12 protein-coding genes are annotated in these 18,155 nt (G+C 71.2%); 7 read left to right on the top strand and 5 right to left on the bottom strand.

The annotated features are described in order from the left end of the window. Nucleotides 1-128: 128 nt before the first annotated feature. Both clpB and CSC68_RS09985 read left to right on the top strand, forming a co-directional pair. Nucleotides 129-2,714, top strand: coding sequence for an ATP-dependent chaperone ClpB (gene clpB, locus CSC68_RS09990; protein WP_162203413.1), 2,586 nt, complete (start codon nt 129-131; stop codon nt 2,712-2,714). A gap of 199 nt (nt 2,715-2,913) precedes the next feature. Beyond that, nucleotides 2,914-4,200 carry an O-acetylhomoserine aminocarboxypropyltransferase/cysteine synthase family protein gene (locus CSC68_RS09985; protein WP_162203412.1) on the top strand — a complete coding sequence of 429 codons (1,287 nt, stop codon included), beginning with the start codon at nt 2,914-2,916 and terminating at the stop codon, nt 4,198-4,200. Nucleotides 4,201-4,279: 79 nt separating this feature from the next. Here the strand turns inward: CSC68_RS09985 and ybaL are convergent, their stop codons facing one another. Together ybaL and CSC68_RS09975 are read right to left on the bottom strand one after the other, a co-directional pair. After that, nucleotides 4,280-5,986 (bottom strand): YbaL family putative K(+) efflux transporter, encoded by a 1,707-nt coding sequence (ybaL, locus tag CSC68_RS09980; protein WP_162203411.1) that lies wholly within the window; start codon nt 5,984-5,986, stop codon nt 4,280-4,282. Between the two features lie 270 nt (nt 5,987-6,256). After that, entirely contained in the window at nt 6,257-8,662 is a 2,406-nt protein-coding gene (locus tag CSC68_RS09975; protein WP_162203410.1) for a TonB-dependent receptor plug domain-containing protein, read from the bottom strand. A 165-nt stretch (nt 8,663-8,827) separates the two neighbouring features. Here CSC68_RS09975 and CSC68_RS09970 point away from each other — a divergent pair, with 165 nt between their 5' ends. Beyond that, nucleotides 8,828-10,714, top strand: a complete 1,887-nt coding sequence (locus CSC68_RS09970; RefSeq protein WP_162203409.1) for an ABC-F family ATP-binding cassette domain-containing protein — start codon at nt 8,828-8,830, stop codon at nt 10,712-10,714. 77 nt (nt 10,715-10,791) lie between these two features. Here CSC68_RS09970 and CSC68_RS09965 read toward each other — a convergent pair whose 3' ends face one another. Then, a complete protein-coding gene (locus CSC68_RS09965) occupies nt 10,792-11,673 on the bottom strand; it encodes a LysR family transcriptional regulator (RefSeq protein ID WP_162203408.1) in 882 nt (293 codons plus the stop codon). 383 nt (nt 11,674-12,056) lie between these two features. On the opposite strand from CSC68_RS09965, the gene bla reads away from it, so the two are divergent. From bla to CSC68_RS09945, 4 genes are all read left to right on the top strand, one after another. Then, nucleotides 12,057-12,983: a class A beta-lactamase gene (gene bla / locus CSC68_RS09960; protein WP_162203407.1), complete on the top strand. Its 927-nt coding sequence runs from the start codon at nt 12,057-12,059 to the stop codon at nt 12,981-12,983. A gap of 259 nt (nt 12,984-13,242) precedes the next feature. Next, nucleotides 13,243-13,527 (top strand): FmdB family zinc ribbon protein, encoded by a 285-nt coding sequence (locus tag CSC68_RS09955; protein ID WP_162203406.1) that lies wholly within the window; start codon nt 13,243-13,245, stop codon nt 13,525-13,527. Next, the gene (locus CSC68_RS09950; protein ID WP_162203405.1) at nt 13,527-14,201 is read left to right on the top strand and encodes a hypothetical protein; all 675 of its coding nucleotides are present in this window, start codon (nt 13,527-13,529) and stop codon (nt 14,199-14,201) included. Before CSC68_RS09955 ends, CSC68_RS09950 begins: the two co-directional genes overlap by 1 nt. 206 nt (nt 14,202-14,407) lie before the next feature. Beyond that, nucleotides 14,408-14,680, top strand: a complete 273-nt coding sequence (locus CSC68_RS09945; protein WP_162203404.1) for a hypothetical protein — start codon at nt 14,408-14,410, stop codon at nt 14,678-14,680. 151 nt (nt 14,681-14,831) lie between these two features. On the opposite strand, the gene CSC68_RS09940 is transcribed toward CSC68_RS09945, so the two are convergent. Together CSC68_RS09940 and CSC68_RS09935 are read right to left on the bottom strand one after the other, a co-directional pair. Beyond that, nucleotides 14,832-15,743, bottom strand: coding sequence for a DUF3011 domain-containing protein (locus tag CSC68_RS09940; protein ID WP_246193521.1), 912 nt, complete (start codon nt 15,741-15,743; stop codon nt 14,832-14,834). Between the two features lie 86 nt (nt 15,744-15,829). After that, nucleotides 15,830-17,947 (bottom strand): phosphoglycerol transferase I, encoded by a 2,118-nt coding sequence (locus CSC68_RS09935; protein ID WP_162203403.1) that lies wholly within the window; start codon nt 17,945-17,947, stop codon nt 15,830-15,832. Nucleotides 17,948-18,155: the final 208 nt, after the last annotated feature.

The following is an 18,155-nucleotide window of genomic DNA, read 5'->3' as shown; positions in this document are numbered from 1 at the left end:
GGGCGGGCATGGCCGCATTATCCCAACCGGGCCCGTCCGTGCGTATCTTCCGGCCTTGAAACCGGGCCGGCGGACCGCATCTGGTGGACATCGCCGGCACGGCCGGCCCCCTCTTCGAGGACTACCCCATGCGGATGGACAAGCTCACCTCGCGTTTCCAGCAGGCGCTGGCCGACGCGCAGTCGCTGGCCGTGGGCCGCGACCACAACATGCTGGAGCCGGTGCACGTGCTGGTCGCCCTGATCGACCAGGCCGGCGGCAGCACCCGGCCCCTGCTTTCCCAGGCCGGCGTCAACGTGCCCGTGCTGCGCGAGCGGCTGGGCGAGGCGCTGGAGCGGCTGCCGAAGGTTTCCGGCCAGGCCGGCAACCTGTCGGTCGGCAACGACCTCGGCCGCCTGCTCAACCTGACCGACAAGCTTGCCCAGCAGAGCGGCGACCAGTTCATCGCCAGCGAGTGGTTCGTGCTGGCCGCGCTGGAAGACACCGGCGCCGTGGGCCAGGCGCTCAGGGCCGCCGGCGCCGACAAGGCGCGCCTGCAGGCCGCCATCGAGAAGATCCGCGGAGGGGAGACCGTGCAGTCCGAGAACGCCGAGGACCAGCGCCAGGCGCTGGAGAAGTACACCATCGACCTAACGGCGCGCGCCGAGTCCGGCAAGCTGGATCCGGTGATCGGCCGCGACGAGGAGATCCGCCGCACCATCCAGGTCCTGCAGCGCCGTACCAAGAACAACCCGGTGCTGATCGGCGAGCCGGGCGTGGGCAAGACCGCGATCGTGGAAGGCCTGGCCCAGCGCATCGTCAAGGGCGAGGTGCCCGAGCAGCTCAAGGGCAAGCGCGTGCTGAGCCTGGACATGGGCGCGCTGATCGCCGGCGCCAAGTTCCGTGGCGAATTCGAGGAGCGGCTGAAGGCCGTGCTCAACGACCTGGCCAAGAACGAGGGCCAGATCATCCTGTTCATCGACGAGCTGCACACCATGGTCGGCGCCGGCAAGGCCGAGGGCGCCATGGACGCGGGCAACATGCTCAAGCCGGCGCTGGCCCGCGGCGAGCTGCACTGCATCGGCGCCACCACCCTGGACGAGTACCGCCAGTACGTGGAGAAGGACGCCGCGCTGGAGCGCCGCTTCCAGAAGGTGTTCGTGGGCGAGCCCAGCGTCGAGGACACCATCGCCATCCTGCGCGGCCTCAAGGAGCGCTACGCGGTGCACCACGGGGTGGAGATCACCGACCCGGCGATCGTCGCCGCGGCCACCCTGTCCAACCGCTACATCGCCGACCGCCAGCTGCCGGACAAGGCCATCGACCTGATGGACGAGGCCGCCTCGCGCATCCGCATGGAGATCGACTCCAAGCCCGAGGAGCTGGACCGCCTCGAGCGCCGCCTGATCCAGCTCAAGATCCAGCGCGAGATGCTGAAGAAGGAGAAGGACGACGCTTCCAAGCAGCGCCTGGCTGATCTCGAGGCCGACATCGAAAAGCTCGAGCGCGAGTTCTCCGACCTCAACGAGGTATGGAAGTCGGAGAAGGCCGCGCTGCAGGGCGCGACCAGGGTCAAGGAGCAGCTGGAGCAGGCCCGGATCGAGCTGGAAGCCGCGCAGCGCGCCCAGGACTACGCGCGCATGAGCGAGATCCAGTACGGCCGCATCCCGGCGCTGGAGAAGCAGCTGGCCGCCGCCGCCGAGGCCGAGAAGAAGGACTTCAAGCTGGTCCAGGACAAGGTCACCGAGGAGGAGATCGCCGAGGTGGTCAGCCGCTGGACCGGCATCCCGGTTAGCAAGATGCTCGAGGGCGAGCGCGACAAGCTGCTGCGCATGGAGCAGGAGCTGCACAGGCGCGTGGTCGGCCAGGACGAGGCGATCCGCGCGGTGTCCGACGCGGTGCGCCGCTCGCGTGCCGGCCTGTCGGATCCGAACCGCCCGATCGGCTCGTTCCTGTTCCTGGGCCCGACCGGCGTGGGCAAGACCGAGCTGTGCAAGGGCCTGGCCGAGTTCCTGTTCGACAGCAGCGAGGCCATGGTCCGCATCGACATGAGCGAGTTCATGGAGAAGCACTCGGTGGCCCGCCTGATCGGCGCGCCTCCGGGTTACGTCGGCTACGAGGAGGGCGGCTACCTGACCGAGGCCGTGCGCCGCCGGCCGTACTCGCTGATCCTGCTGGACGAGGTCGAGAAGGCGCATCCGGACGTGTTCAACATCCTGCTGCAGGTGCTGGACGACGGCCGCCTGACCGACGGCCAGGGCCGCACGGTGGACTTCCGCAATACCGTCATCGTGATGACCTCCAACCTGGGCTCGCACCAGATCCAGGAGCTGTCCGGCGACGGTTCGCCCGAGGCCTACGTGCAGATGAAGGCGGCGGTGATGGGCGTGGTGCAGGCGCACTTCCGCCCGGAGTTCATCAACCGGCTGGACGAGATCGTCGTGTTCCACCCGCTGGACAAGGCGCAGATCACGTCCATCGCCCGCATCCAGCTGCACGGCCTGGAGAAGCGCCTGCACGAGCGCGGCCTGAAGCTGGAGCTGTCGGACGCGGCGCTGGAGCTGCTGGGCAACGTCGGTTTCGACCCGGTGTACGGCGCGCGTCCGCTCAAGCGCGCGATCCAGGCCCAGGTCGAGAACCCGCTGGCGCAGAAGATCCTGTCCGGCGAGTTCGCCAGCGGCGACACCATCAGGGTCGACGCCGAAGGCGGCCATCTGGTGTTCGCGCGGACGTGAATTGGTGATTGGTGATTGGTGATTGGTGATTGGTGATTGGTGATTGGTGATTGGGCGGCGGCGGCCGGGGGCCGCCGCCTGCCTTTTGCGGAATGAGGACATTCCGCGTGGCGATGGTTGGCGCTGAAACCGTGCGCTCCGTCGCGCCTTTGCTCGGCTATCTTCGGCGCTCCCGTCCATGCAACCGCGAGCGCAGCGCATGAGTGCACCGAACTGGAAGCCCGAGACCCTTGCCGTCCATGCCGGCTACAGCCCGGATCCGACCACCCGCGCGGTGGCCGTGCCGATCTACCAGACGGTGGCCTACGCCTTCGACAACACCCAGCACGGCGCGGACCTGTTCGACCTCAAGGTCCCGGGCAACATCTATACCCGGATCATGAATCCGACCCAGGAAGTGCTGGAGCAGCGCCTGGCCGCGCTGGAGGGCGGCATCGCCGCGCTGGCCCTGGCCTCGGGCCAGGCCGCGATCACCTACGCGATCCAGACCATCGCCGAGGCCGGCGACAACATCGTCTCCTCCAGCGCGTTGTACGGTGGCACCTACAACCTGTTCGCCCACACCCTGCCGCAGTTCGGCATCGAGGCGCGGCTGGCCGACTACCGCGATCCGGATGCGGTCGCCAGGCTGATCGACGGACGCACCAAGGCGGTGTTCGTCGAGTCGATCGGCAACCCGCGCGGCAACATCACCGACATCGAGGCGGTGGCCAAGGTCGCGCACGCGCACGGCGTGCCGCTGATCGTCGACAACACCGTGGCCACCCCGTACCTGCTGCGCCCGTTCGACCATGGTGCCGACATCGTGGTGCATTCGCTGACCAAGTACCTGGGCGGCCACGGCAACAGCGTCGGCGGCGCCATCGTCGATTCCGGGCGTTTCCCCTGGGCCGAGCACAAGGCGCGCTTCCGCCGCCTCAACGAGCCGGACGTCAGCTACCACGGCGTGGTCTATACCGAGGCCCTGGGCCCGGCGGCCTACATCGGGCGCGCGCGGGTGGTGCCGCTGCGCAACACCGGCGCGGCGATCTCGCCGTTCAACGCGTTCCTGATCCTGCAGGGCATCGAGACCCTGGCGCTGCGCATGGACCGGATCAACCAGAACACCCTGGCCGTGGCCCGCTACCTGAAGCAGCACCCGAAGGTGGCCTGGGTGAACTACGCCGGCCTGGACGACCATCCCGAGCATGCGCTGGTGCGCAGGTACCTGCCGAAGGGCGCTTCCGGCCTGCTGACCTTCGGCCTGCCCGGCGGGCGCGAGGCCGGCGCGCGCTTCCTCGATGCGCTGCAGCTGTTCACCCGCCTGGTGAACATCGGCGACGCCAAGTCGCTGGCCACCCATCCGGCATCGACCACCCACCGCCAGCTGTCGCCGGAGGAACTGGAGAAGGCCGGGGTCAGCGAGGACACCGTGCGCCTGTGCGTGGGCATCGAGCACATCGACGACCTGGTCGCCGACCTGGAGCAGGCGCTGGCAGCGGCCTGACGCGAAACGGCCACCGCGGGCGGGTGCCGCGGTGGCCGTGGATCGACAGCGTGAACAGGCTTTCCACGCGTTTCCCGGGTCAGACCGGCGGCACCGTCATCTCCGGGCGGCCGGCGTAGCGGTAGGCCGGGGTCGACATGACCATCTCCGCCAGCGAGTAGGCCAGTTCGCGCTCGGCCATGACCGCGCCGTCGGCGCCATGGGCCAGCAGGTGCTTGACCTCGGCGTCGCTGTGGGCGCGCGCCAGCACCGGCAGGGCGGGGTTGAGCGCGCGCAGCTTGGCGATCGCCTCGCCGGCCTCCAGCGGCTGCGGGATGGCGAGGATGGCGATGCTGGCAGACTCCGGATGGGCCTCGGCCAGGACCTTGTCCGAGGCGGCGTGGCCGCGGATGCCGGGGATGCCGAGGGCGTGGGCGCGGTCCACGTGCAGGCTGTTGTCGTCGATGATCACCACCGGCACGCCGCGGTCGCGCAGCACGTTGGCCAGCTCGCTGCCGACCCGGCCGTAGCCGATCACGATGGCATGGTTGCCGGGCTGCAGTGGCGGGCCCGGCTGCACCTCCGGTTCCGGCTGCACCTGGACTTCCTCGCGGTGCGCCGCTTCCCAGCGGTCCAGCAGCATGAAGATCATCGGGTTGAGCATGATCGAGATCAGCGCGCCGGCCAGCACCAGGGCCTGGCCGGTTTCCGGCAGGATCCGCAGGCTCACGCCCAGGCCGGCGATGATGAAGGCGAACTCGCCGATCTGCGCCAGCGAGGCGGAAATGGTCAGCGCGGTCGACTTGGGATGGCCGAAGGCGCGCACGATCACGAACGCCGCCGCCGACTTGCCGAACATGATGATCGCCGCGGTGGCCAGCACCTGCCAGGGATGCTCGATCAGGATCCTCGGGTCGAACAGCATGCCCACCGAGACGAAGAACAGCACCGCGAATGCGTCGCGCAGCGGCAGCGAATCGTTGGCCGCCTTGTGGCTGAGCTCGGACTCGTTGAGCATCATGCCGGCGAAGAACGCGCCCAGGGCGAAGGACACGCCGAACAGGGCGGCCGCGCCGAACGCCACGCCCAGGGCGATGGCCAGCACCGACAGGGTGAACAGCTCGCGCGAGCCGGTGCCGGCGATGCGCTCCAGCACCCAGGGAATGACCCGGCGCCCGACCAGCAGCATCACCGCCACGAACAGGCCCAGCTGGACGAAGGTCCAGCCGATCGAGCCCAGCACGCTGCCGAAGCTGTGGCGCTCGCCGCCGGCTTCCGGACCGAACAGACCCGCGATCACCGGCATCATGACCAGGGCCAGGACGCAGGCCATGTCCTCCACGATCAGCCAGCCGACCGCGATCTTGCCGCGCATGGTCTCCAGCAGGCGCCGCTCCTCCATCGCCCGCAGCAGGACCACGGTCGAGGCGGTCGCCAGGGAGAAGCCGAACACGATGCCATGCAGGTGCGACCAGCCCATTACCCAGGCCACGCCCCAGCCGAGCAGGGTCGCCACCGCGATCTGCGCCACCGCGCCGGGGATGGCGATCCACTTCACCTCCAGCAGGTCGTCCATCGAGAAGTGCAGGCCGACGCCGAACATCAGCAGCATCACGCCGATCTCGGCCAGCTGGTTGGCGATTTCCTGGTCGGCGACGAAGCCGGGGGTGAACGGTCCCACGCAGATGCCGGCGATCAGGTAGCCGACGAGCGGGGACAGGCGCAACCGGTTGGCGATGGCGCCGAGCACGAAAGCCAGGGCCAGGCCAACCGCGACGATGTCGATCAGGCTGGTGTCGTGGTGCATCAGGGGTGGTCGTGTGCGGGAAGTCCGCGCGGCCCCCGAGTTTCGCTGATGGCGGTGTCCGCCGTAAATAAAACGTTGGCACGAATCGTGCCGGGCTTGCCCTACGCCGGGCCGGTGTCCAGTGGCGGGGGAGCCCGGCCCCACCTGCCTTTCGCCGCGGGCGGAGCGCCCGGGCCAGGCGGCAGGGCGGATCGCCAGCCGCGCGGCCCGCCCGGAAAGGGACAGGCCCCGGCGCGTGCCGGGGCCCCGTCGGGCGGGCCTGCAGCCGCCTTACCAGCGGTAGCCGACCCGGCCGTACACGTAGCGGCCGTTGAAGCCGAACGGCGAATACAGGCTGTACGGGATCAGGCCCGAGGTGGAGTTCGGGAAGATGGTCTCTTCCGGGTACTCATCCAGCACGTTGTCCGCGCCCAGGGTGAGGGTCCAGTTCGCGGCCGGCCGGAAGCTGACCGAGGTGTCCAGGGTCCACTTCGCGTCGTAGGTCTGGTCCTGCGCCGGGTTGGAGAGGTGGCGGCTGGTGAACTCGCCGTAACGGGTGGCATTGGCGCTGAAGTCCCACTGCGCCAGCCGCCACGTCGCCCCGAGGGCGAACTTGTCGCGCGGGGCGCCTTCCTCGATGCGGCCGCGCTCGTCGCGCGCGATGCGCTCCAGGTTGGCGCCCAGCGCGGCCAGGGCCGCCGGATTGGGCGCGATCCGGGTGACCTCGGTCTTGTTGTAGTTGTAGCTGGCGGTCAGGTCCAGGCTGGAGGCGGCCAGCGGCACCGACCAGGTGCCGACCACGTCCACGCCGCGGGTGCGGGTGTCGATGGCGTTGTTGAAGTAGCGCGCCGCGGTCACCCCGGTGATGCCCAGGCTGGCCAGCAGGTCCTGTGCGGCCTGGTTGTCGGTGAGATTGAGGTTGGAGGACAGCACGATGCGGTCGTCGATCTCGATCTGGTAGGCGTCGACGGTCACGTACACCCGCTCTGCCGGCTGCAGCACCAGGCCCAGGCTGTACGACAGCGAGGTCTCGGCCTTCAGCGGCTCGGCGCCCAGGGCCTGGGCGGCCGCGCCGGTGGCCGGGAAGGTACCGGTTTCGGTCACAACGCTGTTGTTGATGTTGGTGGTGACCGCCTGGTAGTTCTGCTGCGCCAGGGCCGGGGCGCGGAAGCCGCTGGCCACGGTGGCGCGCAGGGCGACCGCGTCGGTGAAGGCGTAGCGTGCCGAAAGCTTGCCCGAGGTCTCGCTGCCGAAGTCCGAATAGTCCTCGTAGCGCCCGGCCAGGCCGGCGGAGAAGCGCTCGCCCAGGTCCGCCTCCAGGTCAACGTAGAGCGCGTAGCTGTCGCGCTGGTAGCTGCCGGCGTTGCGCGGAGTGAAGCCGCCGAAGCCCTGGGCGCCGGAACCGAAGTAGGAGTCCGGCTCGCCCGGGCCCTGGCGCCACTCCTCGTCGCGGTACTCGGCGCCGAAGGACAGCGTCGCCGGGTAGGCCAGGCCGATGTCCAGGGTCTTGGAGAAGTCGGCGTTGAACACGTCCTGGGCGTAGCGGAGGTTGCCGGCATGGAAGCTGCGCGGGCTGTCCGGGCCGAGGGCGTAGTTGACGGTGTTCCGGGTGTGGAAGTCGAGGTCGTTGCTGCCGAAGCTGTAGCTCAGGTCCCAGGTCCAGCCGCCCGCGGTGTCGCCCCTGAAGCCCAGCACCGCGCTGCGGTCCTTCGAATACTGGTTGATCTCCGGCACGTAGCCGCCCGGATACACCTGCGCCAGCAGCGCGCCCTGGTCGCTGTGGTTGCGCGAGCGGTAGAAGGCGAACGAGGTGATGTCGCGGTTGCTGGCGATCGCGGTCAGGTAGATCCGCGCACGCTCGCCGACGTTGAACGCGGCATTGGCCGAGACCGCGGACTGGTCGACCTCGGCCTCGCCGAAGCGGAACGCGCGCTCGCCGATGCCGGGGAAGTTGCCGGTATGGGGGGCGGTGCCCTGGTAGCGGCCGGAACGGTTGGTCGGGTCCTGCTGCCCGGCCTGCGCGGCCAGGTGCACGGTGCCGCCATCGCCGGCCAGGCTCAGCCCGGCGTCGCCGGCCAGCTGCCACTGTGCGCCATCGCCCTCGGAATACTCGCCGCCGGTGGCCGACAGGCTGCCGCCATGGCCGGCGCTCTTGAGCACGATGTTGACCACGCCGGCGATGGCGTCCGAGCCGTACTGCGCCGAGGCGCCGTCGCGCAGCACCTCGACCCGCTCGATCGCCGCCACCGGGATGGCGTTGAGGTCCACCGCCGAGGAGCCGCGGCCGATGGTGCCGTTGACGTTGACCAGGGCCGAGACGTGGCGGCGCTTGCCGTTGACCAGCACCAGCACCTGGTCCGGCGACAGGCCGCGCAGCTGCGCCGGGCGCACGCCGCTGGTGCCGTCGGCCATGGCCGGGCGCGGGAAGTTGAGCGAGGGCAGGGCGCGGGCCAGGGCGGTGGCCAGCTCGGTGGTGCCGGTGGCGGCCAGCGCCTCGGGGGTGATGATGTCGATCGGCGACTGCGATTCGGCCACGGTGCGGTCGGCGATGCGGGTACCGGTGACGATCAGGGTGTCCAGCACCGTGGGCGTGCGGGAGTCGGTTCCACCGGGCTCCTGCTGGGCCTGGGCCGCCGGAGCGGCGGCCAGCAGGGCGGCGGTCACGGCGGAGGCGAGAAGATGGGGCTTGGATGCCATGGGCTAGCTCCTTGCTGCGAGGTACGGGATGCATTGCAGGATGCTGCGCGGGTCCGCGCTGCATGCTGGACCGATGTCATGTCAAGTATTCGTTAACGTAGAATGGGACGTCGCAGGATGCCTCGGCATCTGCTGATTCCTTTTCGTTCTGAAAGCAAACTCCCGATGATTTCCCTGCGCAACTTCGCCCTGCGCCGCGGCGAACGCCTGCTGCTGTCCAATGTCGACCTGGCCCTGCATGCCGGTTACCGCGTCGGCGTGGTCGGCCGCAACGGCACCGGCAAGTCCAGCCTGTTCGCCGCGATCAAGGGTGAGCTGGAAGCCGACAAGGGCGACGTCGACCTGCCCGGCAAGGTGCGGATCGCCTCGGTCGCGCAGGAGACGCCTTCGCTGCCGGATCCGGCGCTGGACTTCGTGCTCGGCGGCGACGCGGTGATCGCCGCGGTGTTGCGCGAGGAAGCCGAGGCCAATGCGCGCGAGGACTGGGAGGCGGTGGCTGCCGCGCACCAGAAGCTGGCCGAGCTCAACGGCTACGACGCCGAGGCCCGCGCCGGCAAGCTGCTGCACGGCCTGGGCTTCCCGGCCGATACCCACCAGCGCCCGGTGTCCTCGTTCTCAGGCGGCTGGCGCGTGCGCCTGAACCTGGCGCGCGCACTGATGATGCCCTCGGACCTGCTGCTGCTGGACGAGCCGACCAACCACCTGGACCTGGATGCGGTCTACTGGCTGGAGCAGTGGCTGCTGAAGTACCCCGGCACCCTGCTGCTGATCTCGCACGACCGCGAGTTCCTGGACAACGTCGCCACCCACACCCTGCACCTGCACGGCGGCAACGCCAGGCTGTACGTGGGCGGCTACACCGACTTCGAGCGCCAGCGCGCCGAGCAGCTGCGCCAGCAGCAGATCGCGCACGAGAAGGAGCAGGCCGAGCGCGCCCACCTGCAGAGCTTCATCGACCGGTTCAAGGCCAAGGCCTCCAAGGCGCGCCAGGTGCAGAGCCGGATGAAGCGCCTGGCCAAGCTGGCCGGGACCGAGGCGGTACGCGTGGAGCGCGAGTTCACGATCCAGTTCGCACCGCCCAGCCGCCTGCCGCATTCGCTGATCCGGATCCAGGACGGGCAGTGCGGCTACCCGGCCGAGCCGGCAAGCGGAAACGGGCCGGCGGTGATCCTGAAGAACGTCGGCTTCGGCCTGGAGGCGGGCGACCGCATCGGCCTGCTCGGCCCCAACGGCGCCGGCAAGACCACCCTGGTGCGCACCCTGGTCGGCGAACTGCCGCCGCTGGTGGGCGAGCGCAACGCGCACCCGGACCTGCGCATCGGCTACTTCGCCCAGCACACGGTCGAATCGCTGCACGAGGGCCAGTCGCCGATCGACCACTTCCGCGAGATCTCGCCCGACAGCCCGACCCAGGCCTTCCGCGATTTCCTCGGCAAGTGGAATTTCCCGGGCGACCGCGCCTTCGAGACGGTGGACGGCTTCTCCGGCGGCGAGCGCGCGCGCCTGGCCCTGGCCCTGATCGCCTGGCAGCAGCCGAACGTGCTGCTGCTGGACGAACCGACCAACCACCTGGACCTGGAGATGCGCGAGGCCCTGGCCGAAGCGCTGGCGGACTTCGATGGGGCGATCGTGATGGTCAGCCACGACCGCCACCTGATCGGCCTGGTCTGCGACACCTTCTGGCGCGTGGCCGACGGCGTGGTCGAGCCGTTCGACGGCGACCTGGACGACTACGCCGCCTGGCTGCGCACCCGCCCGGTGGCGCAGGGCACCCGCGCGCGCCTGGAGCAGGCCGCGGCCGAGGCTCCGGCACCCACGCCGGCGCCCGCCGCGCCGGCACCGGCGAAGAAGCCGGCCAACCCGGTCAAGCTGGCCGCTGCCGAGAAGAAGGTCGCCGAGCTGGAAGCGCAGCTGGCCGAGCTCGATGCCCAGCTTGCCGACCCGGCGGTCATGGCCGATGCCGCCCGCCTGGCCGATCTTGCCCGCGCCCGCGAAGCCCTGGCCGCGCGCCTGGAGCAGGCCGAGCAGGCCTGGCTGGAAATGCTGGACTGAGTCAGCGGGGCCTCGTTGCCGCGCCCCCACTCCGCCCGCGGCAAGCCAGGCGCGGGCCGCGACAGGCGTGGCCCTGGTCAGCCGCCCACGGCCTCGCGCCCCTGTTCCTCCAACCACAGGCGGAAGCGTGCGGCCGGCTCGCGCTCGGTGCGCGAACGCAAGCGCGTGAGCCAGTAACGTCCCAGCTCGACCGTCGCCGCGAACGGCTGCACCAGCCGGCCCTCTGCGATCTCGCGCTCGAACATGCGCAGCGGCAGCAGGGCCACGCCACTGCCACCCGAGGCCGCGGCCGCCAGCGCCAGCGATGAATCGAACACCGGCCCGCGCGCCTCCACGCCAGCGGCGCCTGCGGCGGCCAGCCAGCGCGGCCATTCGTCGGTGCGGTAGGAGCGCAGCAGCGGCACGCCGGCAAGGTCGGCCGGGTCGTGCAGGCGCGTGGCCAGGCCCGGTGCGCACAGCGGCGCGAACGGGGTGTCCAGCACGGCCGTGCATTCCTGGCCCTGCCAGTCGCCGTCGCCGAAGCGGATCGCCAGGTCCAGGCCCTCGCTGGCCAGGTCGATGCGGTTGTTGTGGGTCTGCACCCGCAGTTCGATGTCCGGGTGCGCGGCCTCGAACCGCGCCAGGCGTGGCAGCAGCCAGCCGGCGGCAAAGGTCGCCACCGCGCCCACGGTCAGCACCTGGCGGTCCTCCGCGCCGAGGAAGCGCTGCATGCCCCCGGCGATGCGGTCGAACGCATCCTGCAGCACCGGGTACAGCGCCGCGCCTTCATCGGTCAGCGCGACGCCGCGCGGCAGGCGGTGGAACAGGGCCACGCCCAGGCGCTGTTCCAGGGTCCGGATCTGGTGGCTCAGCGCCGCCTGGCTCACGCACAGTTCCAGCGCGGCGCGGGTCAGGTTCTGGTGGCGCGCAGCGGCCTCGAAGGCGCGCAGCGCATTGAGCGGAAGCGGCGGGCGGGGCATCGCGAGCGGGAAGGTGGCGGAATGCCGAGGCTACAGCAGCGGGGCGGGCGATGTTCCGTGCGACCGGGGCCGCTGCCTTCGTGGCGCATCATCCCGGGTGGGCTTCACCGCAACGCGTAGCCCGGATAAGGCCGAAGGCCGCATCCGGGGTCCCGCCATCACCCCCGATGACCCTGTCCTGCAATCCAGCGGAAACCCTGCGACGCGTGGCGACGCGCCAGACGTTCGTCCCTGGCGCCTGGCATTGCCGCGGCGCGGCGAGCTTCGCTTGCCCGGGCTATGACGCCACAAACGCAGCTAATGGCTGCTCCCGAAAACTTGTGGTGGTGGCGGTTCGCTGGCGCTGCGGATAATCGCCGTCCACCCCCGAGGAGGATCGATCCATGCCCGACCGCCGCCGCTTCCTGCAGTCCGCTGGCCTGGCCGCCACGTCCATGCTCGTCGCGCCGGTGATGGCGCGCGCTGCGGCGTTCGCACCCGCGTCCAGCGGCGACGCGGTGCGGGCACGCATCGCCGCGGCAGCGGACTTCGCCGCGCTGGAGGCAGCCGCGCAGGGCCGGCTGGGCGTGGCCGTGCTGGACGCCGCCGGCGGCCGCTACCTGGGCGGGCATCGCCCGGACGAGCGTTTCCCGATGTGCAGCACGTTCAAGGCGGTGCTGTCGGCCGCGGTGCTGGCCCAGGCCGACCGCGGCGCGCTGGAACTGGACCTGCGCCTGCCGGTGCGCCGGTCCGACATCGTTTCGCATTCCCCGGTGACGCGCCGCCACGTGGGCAAGGACCTGACCGTGCGCGACCTGTGTCGCGCGACCATGACCACCAGCGACAACGCCGCCGCCAACCTGCTGCTGGGCCGGATCGGCGGGACTGCCGGCCTGACCGCCTTCCTGCGCGGGATCGGCGACGAGGTCACCCGCAGCGATCGCATGGAGCCGGAGATGAACAGGTTCGCCCCGGATGATCCGCGCGATACCACCAGCCCGAGGGCGATGGCTGCCAGCCTGGCCCGTTGCGTGGCCGGCGACGTGCTTGCGCCGGCCTCGCGCCTGCAGCTGGCCGACTGGCTGATCGACAACCGCACCGGCGACGACTGCCTGCGCGCCGGGATCGGCGACGGCTGGCGGGTAGGCGACAAGACCGGCAGCAATGGCACCGATACCCGCAACGACATCGCCATCGTCTGGCCACTCGCGCAGGGACGTCCCTGGACGGTGGCCGCCTACCTGCAGGGGGCCAGGGTCGACAGCCCGGCCCGCGACGCGGTGCTGGCGCGGGCCGGGGCGCTGGCGGCGGAGCTGGTCGCGGCCGGTTGAGGCCTCGGTGGGGGCGGAACGGCCTCCCTGCCGCGCAGGCACGGACAGGGCGGGCGCTCCGCGAGCCTGCTGGGCCCCGGGAGCGCCTCTTCTGCACGGGCTACGGTTCCTCCCGGGGCGTGGGGATGCCGGGGGGCGCCGGCTGGTTGTTCCCGCGCTGCCCCCGGGCGCCGGATGAGCCCTTCAGGCCGCCCGCAGGCCTTGAATCGTGAATACGTGCCACCATATCGCCTGCGGTTTTCCCACTGTCGTGTGTGCCATGCCCATCTACGCCTTCCAGTGCGACGCCTGCGGTCACGCCTTCGACCGCCTGCAGAAACTGTCCGATGCCGACCCGGACACCTGCCCTTCCTGTGGCGCCCCGGGCCAGGTCCGACGCCAGGTGACCGCCCCCTCGTTCCGCCTTGCCGGCGGCGGCTGGTACGAGACCGACTTCAAGAAGGACGGCGACAAGAAGCGCAACCTGGCCGACAAGGGCGAGGGCGGCGGCTCCAAGGCCTCCGATACCTCGTCCATTCCGGCGGCGGCGGCGACCGCCAGCTGATGGCCCGCCGCGCGGTGGTTCCGGCCCTGCTGTCGCTGGCCCTGCTGGCGGCCTGCACGCCGGCCCCGCCGTCCACGGGCGATGCGCCCGGGGCCACCCCTGAATCGACCGGTGCCGGCGATGCGTCCGCGTCGCCGGCCGATGCTTTCCTGGCCGCGCTGGCCAGCCATTGCGGCCAGGCCTTTGCCGGCAGGGTGGTGGCCGACCAGCCGGCGCCGCCCGCGGGCCAGCCCGACCCGTTCGCCGGCAAGGCCCTGGTGATGCACGTGCGTGGCTGCGACCAGCCCCGGCAGGGGCTGCGGATCCCGTTCCATGTCGGCGAGGACCGATCGCGCACCTGGGTGCTCACCCGCACCCCCGGCGGACTGCGCCTGGAGCACGACCACCGCCACGAGGACGGCAGTCCCGACGCGGTGACCATGTATGGCGGCGACAGCCGCGCGCCGGGTACTGCGGCCCGCCAGGAGTTCCCGGTGGGTGCGTCGTCGGTGGCCATGTTCCAGGCCGCCGGGCTGCAGGCCTCGCTGCGCAATACCTGGGCGATGGAGATCGAACCCGGCCGCCGCTTCCGCTACGAGCTCTCGCGCCCGGACGGGCGCCTGTTCCAGGTCGACTTCGACCTGTCCACGCCGGTGGAGCCGCCGCCGGCGCCCTGGGGCGCCGGAACGCCCTGACGGGCAGTCCCGCCGCATCCGGGACATCCCGCCCGGAACGCCAGTGTCCCCACGCTTGCCGGACCCAGGACGCGCGTCGCTTGCCCGGACTACGGCATCCGATCTCCCGGGTCGCGCCATCCCCCCACCATGCGCCCTTGGTCTGGCTCGCGCCGGCCACGCCTGCCGGGCATGATCGGGGTCGGACACAACGGGGAGAGGGAAACATGCAGATCACGCCGTCGCCGGTGACCGCAGCCGCGGCCGGGGTCGTCTCGGCACTGGTGATGACCGCACTGTGGCCGCGCCTGGGAGACGACAGCCTGTACTGGGTGCTGGCCTTCCTCCTGGTGATCGCCCTGCCGGTGCACGTGTTCGTGGTCGGCTTTGGCCGCGCCCGTCCGGCCAGCAGCGCGGATCCGGCGATGATCCGCCGCGTTGCGGTCTGGCTGGTGGCCGGCCTGGCGACCGTGGGAATCGGCCTGCTGTTCGGGCGGTGATTGGTGATTGGCTTGCGGCGGGTGCGCCTGGGCGCACGGCCGGAAGCCGCGCCCGGGGATACCGTCGCAATGCGGCACGGGTGGCCGGGTGTCTGTTGCCGGATGCGCTTCGCTTGTCCGGGCCGCGAATGACCAATCCCGATCCCGGCCTTCAACGCACTCCGAAGCGCGCGCGGCAGCCGCCATCGACCCAGATCGAGCCGCCGCTCCAGCCCCAGTTGCGGTTTTCCTCGCAACGGGTGCTGGAGATCTGCTGCACCACCACCGGGCGGCCCTGGCGCCGGTCCCAGTCGCAGGTGCGACGGCGCTTGTTGTCGCTGCTGCAGGTCACGCTGTAGTCCCTGCCGGGCCCCGGGCCCGGGCGATGGCCCGGCGCGGGGCCGTGGCCGGTGGTGAATTCCGCGCGGCAGCCGTCGTCCACCCAAAGGGTGTCGCCGCGCTGGCCCCAGGTGCGGCCTTCGACGCAGGCGGTCCTCGACAGCTGCCGCACCAGCACGGCGCGGCCGCGGATGGCGCAGATCTGCCGCCGGTTGTCGCGGCTCTCGCAGCGCACCAGCTCGCCGTTGCCGCCGCTCCAGCCGCCGCGGCCCTCGGCGAAGCGTCCACGGCAGCCGTCGTCCACCCACATCGTGCCGCCGCCGCCGCCGAAGTTGCGGCCCTCGATGCAGCGCGTGCCGGAGATGTTCTCGACCAGCACCGGGCGACCCTTGAACGGGGGGCGGCATTCGCGCCGGCGGCGGTCGTTGCTGGAGCTCACCAGGGTGGCCCCGGACCAGCTGGATCCGCTCCAGCGCCGGCCGTCGCGGCCGCGGAGCGACCCGGAGATGTCGCCGCGTACCTCGGGCATGCCCCAGCCATCCTCGACCCGGTCCAGGTAATAGGCCAGCTGGTCGTCGGGGATGGTGCGCCCGCCCGACTGCGAGGCGTATTCGCGCTCGATCAGCAGCACGCGCTGCGACGACGGCAGGGCACGCAGGTCTTCGCCGAGGCCGCGCGCGGCCGCGGGCGCGATCGCGGCCAGGGCCAGGCAGGCGGCGAGGAAGGCGGGGAAGGCTCGGGTCACAGGCAAAGCTCCATGCAGCGCCGTCGGGAAGGCGGTCGGGCGCGAATATAGCCGCCGGCCGCCTTAACCATGCCCGACCCCAGCCCTCAGCCGCGCCGGCCGGGATTCCTGGTCGGCACCACGGCCACGCGCTCGACTTCCAGTTCCTCGGTGTGGTCCAGCCAGGCGCGGATCACCAGCTGGTCCACCGCCGAATCCAGCCACAATGGCAGGCGGATCTGCTGGCCGGCGCGGTCGGGATCGACCTGCACCCATTCGCGGGCGCGGACCACGGTGCCGTCGTCGGACACCGCCTCCAGCCAGAACGAATGCGAAGGCAGGTTCCGCGTCTGTACCCGCAGCTGGTACTGGCCCGGCTTCATCGGCCGCGTCTGCCGGGCGACGGTAAGCGCGCGCCGCGGGCGTGGCCGCGCATCGGCCGCTTCCTGCAGCGGCGCGTCGACCTGGATGCCGCGCTGCAGCTCCTCTTCCGGGTAGAGGGTCAGGGCGTTGTTGCGGTCGACCACCAGGGCGCACCACTCGCCCTTGCCCGGCTCGTCGAAGAAGGCGGTGCAGCGGTCGACGTAGGCCAGGATGTTGTCCGGATCGCGCTGCGCGAACTGGCGCGGCGCGTCCTCCAGCACGATCGAGGCGATGTTCCAGCCCTGGTCGTACTCCAGCATCACCGGCGGGCGGATGCGCTGCATTCCCGCCACCACGCGGTCCTCCTCCACCCGCAGGGTGCGGGTCTCGCTGCCGGTCCACAGCTGGCGGGCGAAGCCCAGGTAGAGCGGGTAGCGCTCGCCGCCCTCGCGCGCGGCCAGGCTGGCGCCATGGGCGGGCGGATCCTGCAGCAGCGAGCGGCCGAAACCCAGGGCGCCCAGCTCCGGATCCAGCAGGTTGAGCAGGGTGGCGCCGGTGTCCAGGGTGCTGCCGGTGGTGGCGACCTGGCGCGGCTCCAGGCCGCTGCCGAGGAACAGCAGCAGGTTCTCGCGCTTCATCCCGGCCAGCACGTCGCCCAGGTCGTTGGGCATGGCCAGGTGGTCGGAGGCGACCACCACCAGGGTGTCCCCGGCCCAGGGGCTCTGGCGGATACGCTCGACCAGGCGGCCGATCAGGCGGTCGCTGCAGGCGATCGCGCGCAGCAGGCCGATGTCGCCATGCGGGCTGCCGTAACGCACGTCACGGCAGGCCTGGGGCAGGTGGCCGGCCGGATGGTGGGTATCCATGGTCAGGGCGGTGAGCATGAACGGGGCGCCGGCCTGCGACAGGCGCTGGAAGTCCTCGAACACGCTGTCCAGCAGCACGTCGTCGTGCACGCCCCAGCTGGAGAAGTGCCGGCGCGGCACGCGGCGGGCGCGGAACCAGGCCTGGTCCTTGACCGTCCCGAAGCCATGGCTGGCCAGGAAGCGGTCCTTGGCGGCGAAGGCCGAATCCGCGCCGCCGCTGAACTGCAGGGTGTAGCCCTGCTGGGCGAGGTAGTCGGTCAGGCAGTGCGCGCCGGGGAGGAACTGCTCCATCCGGCCCATGCTGTTCTCGTCGCCGCGGGAGGCGGTCAGCGGCACGCCGCACAGGGAGGCGACCATGCCGGCGATGGTCCAGCCGGTGCCGGGCGGGGAGGCCACGTCGCGGAAATCCAGCGCCTCGGCGGCGAGCCGGGTCAGGTTGGGCATCAGCCCCGGGAACACCGTCTCGTCGAAGTAGGTGCGCTCCAGGCTCTCGGCATAGATCCAGACGATGTTGCGGCGCTGCCCCAGGGGGCGGTCCGGGACCAGGTACTCGGCCGCAACCTGGCTGGCGTCCACCGGGCGGCTGTGCTGGTACAGGCGCCAGCCGTCCCGGGCCAGCGGGCTGGCCAGGACCGCGACCACGAAGGTCGCCAGGAAGGCGGGGAACACCACTGGCCGGGCCGGGCCCGGCGCCGGGCGACGGCGCAGGCGCCAGGCCATCCAGGCCGGCAGGGCCAGGGACAGCAGCAGCAGGGCGGTGGTGATGGCCAGCGGCCCGCTGAAGTCCGCCACGCCGGCGCCTTCGATGCCGCTGTAGAGATGGTAGAGCGTGGCCGCGTCCAGGCCGTCGCCGCTGAGGCGGTCGACCAGCCACCACAGGCTCAGCCCGGCCAGCAGCAGGGCCAGCAGGGCGGCCTTAATGCGCACCAGGCGGGGTGAGGCAAGCAGGAGCCCGGCCAGCATGGCCAGGGCGAAGGCGAGCACCGCCCCCGTCATGCAGCGCTTCCCGCCGGAAGGGGGGCTGCCGTCACCGGCGTGTCATGCAGGGGTGTCAGGATCATCGGGGCACCTCGAGTCATGTTTCGACGCGCAAGCTGCCCGCACAATCCTGAACGAGATGTTTTGTCGCGGCCTGGCGCCCCGTGGCACCGGTGCGCCGCAGGCGCCCCGCGGGGACGGGGCGAGAGGGTAAAATTGCCCCTTT

The organism is Pseudoxanthomonas suwonensis (assembly GCF_010093235.1).
GTDB lineage: Bacteria > Pseudomonadota > Gammaproteobacteria > Xanthomonadales > Xanthomonadaceae > Pseudoxanthomonas > Pseudoxanthomonas suwonensis.
The sequence above is the reverse complement of the archived record's forward strand: the minus strand, read 5'-3'. Positions and strand labels throughout refer to the sequence as shown.